7 protein-coding genes are annotated in these 5,598 nt (G+C 64.7%); 4 read left to right on the forward strand and 3 right to left on the reverse strand.

Features of this window, described 5'->3' with window-relative positions; all coding sequences use genetic code 11:
* Positions 1–101: 101 nt before the first annotated feature.
* On the reverse strand, positions 102–485 hold the full coding sequence (locus tag KZA10_RS06970; RefSeq protein WP_218682499.1) for a hypothetical protein: 384 nt from the start codon (positions 483–485) through the stop codon (positions 102–104).
* On the opposite strand from KZA10_RS06970, the gene KZA10_RS06975 reads away from it, so the two are divergent.
* From KZA10_RS06975 to KZA10_RS06990, 4 genes are read left to right on the forward strand one after another with little or no spacing between them, the layout of a single operon-like run.
* Positions 471–692 carry a hypothetical protein gene (locus KZA10_RS06975; RefSeq protein WP_218682500.1) on the forward strand — a complete coding sequence of 74 codons (222 nt, stop codon included), beginning with the start codon at positions 471–473 and terminating at the stop codon, positions 690–692. The genes KZA10_RS06970 and KZA10_RS06975 overlap by 15 nt on opposite strands.
* A 43-nt stretch (positions 693–735) precedes the next feature.
* Positions 736–1,869: a toll/interleukin-1 receptor domain-containing protein gene (locus KZA10_RS06980; RefSeq protein ID WP_218682501.1), complete on the forward strand. Its 1,134-nt coding sequence runs from the start codon at positions 736–738 to the stop codon at positions 1,867–1,869.
* A complete protein-coding gene (locus KZA10_RS06985; RefSeq protein ID WP_218682502.1) occupies positions 1,866–2,429 on the forward strand; it encodes a hypothetical protein in 564 nt (187 codons plus the stop codon). Before KZA10_RS06980 ends, KZA10_RS06985 begins: the two co-directional genes overlap by 4 nt.
* 19 nt (positions 2,430–2,448) lie before the next feature.
* Positions 2,449–2,823, forward strand: coding sequence for a hypothetical protein (locus KZA10_RS06990; protein WP_218682503.1), 375 nt, complete (start codon positions 2,449–2,451; stop codon positions 2,821–2,823).
* Positions 2,824–3,739: 916 nt separating this feature from the next.
* Here the strand turns inward: KZA10_RS06990 and KZA10_RS06995 are convergent.
* Together KZA10_RS06995 and KZA10_RS07000 are read right to left on the reverse strand one after the other, a co-directional pair.
* Positions 3,740–4,651 (reverse strand): hypothetical protein, encoded by a 912-nt coding sequence (locus KZA10_RS06995; RefSeq protein ID WP_218682504.1) that lies wholly within the window; start codon positions 4,649–4,651, stop codon positions 3,740–3,742.
* 347 nt (positions 4,652–4,998) lie between these two features.
* Positions 4,999–5,412, reverse strand: coding sequence for a hypothetical protein (locus KZA10_RS07000; protein ID WP_218682505.1), 414 nt, complete (start codon positions 5,410–5,412; stop codon positions 4,999–5,001).
* Positions 5,413–5,598: the final 186 nt, after the last annotated feature.

Genomic DNA, 5,598 nt, shown 5'->3' on the forward strand with positions numbered 1-5,598 from the left:
ACTCGCCACCAAGGGGCATTCGCGTATCTCGGGATTTTCATTCCCGTATCTCAGAATGCCAGGTCAAATGAGGAAAGCCGCCGGGAACCCGGCGGCTTTCCTCATTTTCGAGGCCATTTGAGGTCTCCGCCGCCCGGGTCGTCCACCGTCGAGATCTGCACCTGGTAGGAGAAGCGAAAGAGGCGCACTGCGGCGTCGCGCGCCGCCTGCATCCGACGGTCGCTCGCTCGGGCTTCTACGGGCCTCCTGAGGTCGTCCGGGATGAAACTTGGCTCGGCTGACGTCGCGGTCTTGTTGAGGTGCGGCGCTCCTGGTTCTCCCGCGTCTCGCATGACCTCCGTGAACTGACGCAGGCGCTTGTCTCCGAGGGTCAGGACGTCGCTGTCCCCGACGAGACGTGGAAGCCGAAGATCAACCGCGGCGACATCCTCGCCGGTTAGAGTCTGGTTGAGGATGGGACGCTCGAAGAGATGCGTCTCGAGCATCACGACCGCGTTCGCGTCATCGAGATGGAGGGCGCGGGTTTCGTTGCAGCGAGCGACGAGCAGGATCTGCCGTGGCTGGTTTTGCGCGGATTCGCCAATGTGGGCGATGAGAACCGTGACGACACGTGGCAGTTCGGCTCGACGTACGTCGCTGCCCGCTACGTCCGCGACGGGCTCGCGCTCGGTCTGCTGAAGCTTCCGCGCTAGAACGCGGTACCGGGGTGTCCGTGACCTCTGCGAGGATCGGGGCATGAGCACATCCCCCGATTTCTTCGTCAGCTACACCGAGGCCGACTCTGAGTGGGCTGAGTGGATCGCGTGGCAGCTGGAGGAAGTGGCCGGGTACTCGGTCGTGTTCCAGAAATGGGATTTTCAGGCAGGGAGCAACTTCGTCCTGGAGATGAACAAGGCAGCGTCCACGGCGAAGAAGACCCTGCTGGTGTTGTCGCCTGCGTTCCTTGAGAGCGGGATGGCGGCATCGGAATGGGCGGTCGGCTTCGCGAAGGATCCGCAGGGTTTGGATCGGCGCGTGATCCCGGTGCTCATCGAACCGACGCACCTCGATGGGCTCCTCAGCCAGATCGTCTACGTGAAGCTGGTTGGGCTGAGCCGTGAGGACGCAGCGGCCACGCTCATCGCCGCTGTCGAGCCGGGGCGGAGTAAGCCCGTCACCGAGCCCGCCTTCCCCGGCGCGGCGTCCTCCCCGTCGACGAGGACACCTGCGCCGGTGCAGGTCTCAGCGGGACTCGATTGGGCGCCAGCTAGATCGTCGCTGACGTCCGTGGCCCGCGAGTTGGTGCTGACACGTCACCACGGAGACGACGTTTACGCTGCCCTGGAGGTGTCCCTGGTCCCGGCTGAGACGCAGTCGCTGAGGCTCGGACAGATGGAATCGATGGCTGATGAGTTCGTCGTGACCGGGCGGACTTCTGGACTGTTCACGCAGGCTGGGGCGGTGGACAACGGCCACTCCGCCGACGCCGCGTATGCCCGTGTGCCGGGAGACGATGCAGCCGGGATCCTGGTCACGCGACAAGGACAGCGAACGGCATGGATCACGTTGCCTCACGACATGCTGGGCGGCGTTCTCGACCCCTCCCGCATCAAAGCTCGGGTCTCGCGCGTCTTGCAGCTGCTAGTGAGTTTCGACCTGCCCATCGCCGAACGCTACGGGGTCGCCGCGCGCATCCACCCGTCACGGTCGTTGATGGTGGGCGATTCTTCAACCGTCGGCTCCCGGAGCTCCGCGTCGATGGGCATGGGGTTCGAGGACCGGTTCCCGACTCCGATGCCGGACACGGTCCGCGGGCAAGCCATCGCCGCCCACAGCGACGAGCTCGCGGAAGAGCTCATCGCCCGGGTCGTCGCTGCATTGCAATCATGAGACGGCCGCTGGGGCGCTGGGAGCTCCTCAGCGGCCCGAACAAGGACGGCAGTCGTCACATCGGCATACGTGTCCTTCCGGACGCCGCCACGCAACTGCGTGCCGCCGGCCAAAACCTCGTCAACAAGATGTACGACCGCTCGGTGGACCGAGAAGCTGTCGCCTCGGTGCGAGTCGGCGATGTGCTCGAGGTCCGTTTCGACGGCGACAAGGGCTGGTGGGCGTGGCGTGGCGATACTCGGCTCGGCCGCCTGACGTGGACGCTCAACAACTTTGAGGCGAAGCACTGGCGAGACGCGGGTCCTCGAATCGACGATGGCACTCTCCAGGTCATTCGGCTCGTGGTTGATGCGAACGGAGCGGTGGTCAACGCCGGTGGGATCGTTCGTCGCGACGGCCTCCCGATACCGCCGGTCAAGGATGCGGTGCCGGACGCGGTCGTCACGGTGCGCACGCTGCACGCGACTGTCGGTCGTGACGGCACGGTAGACGTCTCGCGTGAAATGCTGCCAGTGCGCAAGGGGCGGAGAGGTTTCTGGTCTCGCCTGCTCGGGCGATAAACGCCGCAGGGTATGCACTATGACTATTGAGTTCGTCGCGGCGGATCAACGCAATGACAGTGCTGAGGGTCTGGTGCTGTCGGCGAGGAGCGCCCGTCTATGGGCGGCAGCGGCCGCAGAGGTTGCGAAGTTCTACGAGGCGCAGGCCGCAGCGGCACTGCGACGAGCGGGAGCGACGAAGCGTGAGGCGCGGAGAACTCTGGGTTCACGCCGCGGCGACCTCTCCGTTTACGACGAAGACGTCCAGCTTCGCGTGGGTTACCTCAGCGTTCTCCTCGACCCCGAAGACCGGCCGATGTTCACCCCGTTCGCCGATAGTCGAAGAAACGCAGTCGCGGTGCCGGGAAGCGTCGAGGTGCCATCACGGGGTGAGCTAAGAAGTCGTTTTGGGTAGCCACGCCCCACTCGAGCTTCCGGTCCCGACACCAGTCGCACCCGTACGCCCCGCTGTCCCAGATGAAAGGGTTCTCGCGGTGGAGCGCCTGCCGCACAGCGAGTGCCGCCGGCTGGATGACGGCATCTGCACGCCACCTCGCTCGCGGGCGGCGGCTGGCCGCGACTGTGTACAGCCAGCGACCTATCCCCAGACCGACATAGCGTTGCCCATCCTCCTGATTGCCTGAAGGGGAGCCGACGTTCCACGGCTTAGGGAAGATGCCCCAGGTGCCATCCTCGGCCCTCTCGTGGCACCGTGCTCGCAGTCCGCTGGCATGGTGCTCGACGATGAATGACGAGCAAGCGCATCCTGCGCGTTGGCCGCACCAGCAGCCGATGTTGAACGCGGGGTCTTGAGAGATCGTGTGGAGTTGAGCGACCTTTCCGTCGACGAGTGTGCGAAGCGATGACGCGGTGATCAGGTGAGCCAGCTCCGAATAGTCGCCCCAGGTGCTTGGCTGGCGACTCCACCGTGGGAAGGAACTCGGTATGTCCTCGTGCAGCACTCATTGGATTGCGCGTTCGATGAGGGCGCTGTCGCCGAGGACCTCAGGGTGATAGGGGTGTCGACGGGTTCGCGGCGGTACGCGCTCAGCGTCGAAAGCGGCGAACATAAGCTGACGGGCTGCTGCTGGTGCCAGCTCATCAAGTTCCTGCTTCGCGCCATCCCGCGCGGGGTGTGGTCGCGGGGCAGGGCGGCGGCCAAATGCTCGTTGAATCGCGGAGCGCCGAGGTTCTAGGCGGGTCGGTGGATAGTGCACCTGTCGATGCGCCACCAGAAAACGTTCTGCCGGCGTGGGTTCTGGGGCATGCGGTCCGAACGATTCCATAGCTTGGCCAGCGTAGCGGGCGGTCGTGAGCGTGCTGCGCTGCTACTACGACCGGAGCGGCCAGTACCGCAGGGCGTTCTGCCGACGCGGCATCGGCAGCCGGTGACCGTGTGCGCCGATCACCTCATCGAACAAGGGGCCTTCGCTCACCGGAGTCACCCCGAACGACAAGTTGGCGATGCGTCGGCCTTTCTTCGTGTACCTCTCGGGTCCTTCCACCCACGAGCCTTCATCGATCTTGAACAGAGCCCGGGTGACGCCTTCGTGTACGGCGACCACGTGGCGGACGCCGCGCTGCGCGATGGTGTTGCGGCTGATGGACCACCAGGCGCGCACGGACTCACCGATCTCCTCGTACACCGTCACCCGCACCGCGGACTCTCGCCATCCGGGCTTGTAGCCGACGAACGCTCGTCGCTGGTCTTCGGGGTGGTCTTGGTCGGGGGCGTAGTTCTCGCCGTTCAGCGTGATGAGCAAGAGCGGCTCCGTGGTCGCCAGGTCCGGGGCAGCGTACTCGTCGACGATGGACTGCAGTGACCGGATGCCGTGGCCTCGGGCGTGCTCTCGTCTCGCGTTCGTCAGGTTATCCCTCAGGCCCAGGGGTGCGGCAGGGAGCGAGGCCAGTGGCATGCTCATGAGCAGGTCGATGACCGTCGCCTCCACGGCGGTGTATTCGCCGACCCCGTTCATGCCGTGACGGAGGATCCACACTTCCGGCTTCTTGCCTTCCGCGAGGATCTTAGCTATCTGACTGTCCTTGCGGGACGCCGTCTGCTCGTCAACGATCTCGTCGTCGACGGGGGCAAGTGCATCGGCATAATGGCTGCGGAAGCGGATGCCCCGGCCTTTCCCGACGTAGAACGGTGTGCGGCTGCGCGGGTCTATGAGTATGTAGACGTACGTCTTCAGCTCTTGGGCGACCTGGCGAAGGACCTCGTCTTCGTCGTTCGTGCTCACCCTCAGATCTTTGCAGGTCCCGAGGCCCTATCCGCGCGTCAGACCTGCGCGGGCCCGGTCAGCTCGTGTGGCAGGGGCTCGCGCACCACACGCAGCCGTTCGCGCGGTTGAACCCGAGGGTGAGTGCTGCTGACACCGCCGCGTTGCAGTACGTGAATGTTCCGAGTGCGACCCGATTCTCAGGCAGAGGGAGGCATCCGTAGATGGATGCTTGGTCATGCACCTCATGGTCCCCGTTCGGCTGGGGATTGCGGTTCACGATGTAGTTCGGCATGGTGTCTTCTTCCTGCGTACGTCACTGTGCGCGTGCCATCAGGGTACATAGGCACTCCGACATCGTTGGCGCGTCAGCGCGCGGGCTCTGCGAACACCTCCACGTGGGCGTCGAAGCGGAAGCCATGTTCGACGAACTGGCAGTCGTTGAAAAGTCCATGCCCGTCCCATGTATAGGCGAGGCTCCATCCGTCCGACTCTTCCTCGACCCCGAGGTCGGCGAGCTGACGCTGCAGATCGCGGATCACGATGGCCAGGATCCGCGCTGCCGCATCACCAGTTGCCGCGGCATCCGTCGACGGTGCACCTGTGCCCGTGGACGGTACGAAGATCGTGTAACCGGGGACGGTGGTGACGTCTCCGTCGCGGAGGTCCGGTCGGATCTTCCCCGGGTAAAGCGCGTCGAGGCGGTCGTAGACGTCGAGGCCGATGTCGACGGTGACGTCTCCAACGTAGTCGTCTGCGTGCACGGGCTGGGAAATGGTCATGGTCGCTCCTTGAATGAGAGGGGGTATCCGGCGTATCCGGACACCCCCTCCATGCGCGGGCTAGCTGTACTGACCTCGACCGTTGTTGATTCGGTCGATAGGGGTCTTGCCTCCGATGCCGAGGTGGGTTCTGTCTAGGTTGTAGTGGTCGAGCCAAGCCGTCAATGCTGCTCGGCGGTCGTCGTT

Origin of the sequence: Microbacterium sp. BF1, from assembly GCF_019279095.1 — a bacterium.
Taxonomy (GTDB): domain Bacteria; phylum Actinomycetota; class Actinomycetes; order Actinomycetales; family Microbacteriaceae; genus Microbacterium; species Microbacterium maritypicum.